At 40.7% G+C, this 1,697-nt stretch carries 1 protein-coding gene; it reads right to left on the bottom strand.

Annotation, left to right across the window (positions count from 1 at the left end; all coding sequences use genetic code 11):
• Positions 1-1,697 (bottom strand): ATP-binding cassette ATPase Uup (uup, locus tag AC3WVG_RS11675; RefSeq protein WP_488798293.1); only part of this gene is annotated, 1,697 nt, incomplete at both ends.

Below are 1,697 nucleotides of genomic sequence, written 5' to 3'. Positions count from 1 at the left end.
GTAGTTGCTCTAGTTCAAGTTTTAATTTGTAAGAGAGTTTATTTGCTTTGTTATTACTTTTAACTGGCGTTGGCTCTGTTTTTTCAACTTTTTTGACTGGCTGCTTTTGCAACTCTTTGTGCTGCTCCGCCAAATAGTTGGTATACGCTTCATAATCACTGTAGCCACCAACTATATCAGTGACTTTGCCGTTACCTTCAAATGCCCATACACTCGAACACGTATTATCAATAAACTCACGGTCATGGCTAACTATCAGCACAGTACCTTGGTATTGATTGATGATATCTTCTAGTAACTCTAACGTTTCTATGTCTAAGTCGTTGGTAGGCTCATCAAGAACCAATATATTTGATGGCTTTAAGAATAACTTAGCCAGAAGTAATCTATTTTTTTCACCACCTGAGAGCGCTTTTACGGGGGTACGAGCACGTGCTGGCGGGAACAAAAAGTCTTGTAAATAACCTAATACATGACGAGAACGCCCGCCCATCATGACCTCTTGCTTACCCTCAGCTACGTTGTCCTGAACGGTCGCTTCTTCATCAAGCTTTTCACGGTATTGATCAAAATAAGCAAACTCTAAGTTAACACCTTGCTTTATTTCGCCACTGTCTGCTTTTAAATCACCAAATAGAAGCTTTAATAAGGTCGTTTTACCAATGCCGTTAGGGCCGACTAATCCAATACGATCACCACGCATAACCAAAGTAGAGAAGTCATCAGCAATGATTTTATCTTTAAATGCATGGTGTAAGTGTTTCGCTTCAAACACTAATTTACCTGAACGATCAGCCGTTTCAATATTGAAATCGGTTTTGCCTACTTGATCAACACGCTTTTTACGCTCATTACGTAATTGTTTAAGCTCACGAACACGCCCTTCGTTACGCGTACGACGCGCTTTAACACCTTGGCGGATCCACGCTTCTTCTTCCGCTAAACGCTTATCGAACAATGCATTTTGCGTTTCTTCCACTTTTAAATCATGCGCTTTTTGTTCTAAGTAAGTGGCATAATCACCTGGATAAGAAATTAGTTTACCGCGATCTAAATCTAAAATACGTGTTGCAACGGCGCGAATAAAAGCACGGTCATGCGATATAAATACAATCCCGCCTTTAAACTCTTTTAAAAATTGCTCTAACCACATTACACTTGTCATATCTAAGTGGTTGGTAGGCTCATCGAGTAATAATAAATCAGGCTCGCTCACTAGCGCACGCGCAAGTGCAACTTTACGTAACCAACCACCAGAAAGTGATTCTAGTTTTGCATCGGGGGTTAATTCTAGTTGGGTTAAAACCAGTTGAATACGGCTATCAAAACGCCAGCCATCAGCTGCTTCTAACTTATTTGATAAGCGCTCTAGTTTGTTGAGTAACTGATCAGTACAATCTGTTTGCAATTGTGTACTTACATGATGAAAATCAATCAGTAAGTTAGCAATTTCAGGCATACCTTGGGCAACATAATCAAATACAGTGCCGCTTGCGCCTTTAGGCGGATCTTGTTCTAAACGCGATATTTTTAAACTACCGACTTGGTTTATTTCGCCGTCATCGAGTATTACTTGGCCATCTAAGACTTTCAGAAGCGTTGATTTTCCTGCACCGTTACGCCCTACAATACACACACGTTCACCGCTTTCTATAACCGCATCGGCATTATCTAATAATGGGTGCGTACCGTAGGCT

Source organism: Desulfovulcanus sp. (assembly GCF_982781345.1).
This window is presented reverse-complemented; position numbering and strand designations above follow the sequence as displayed.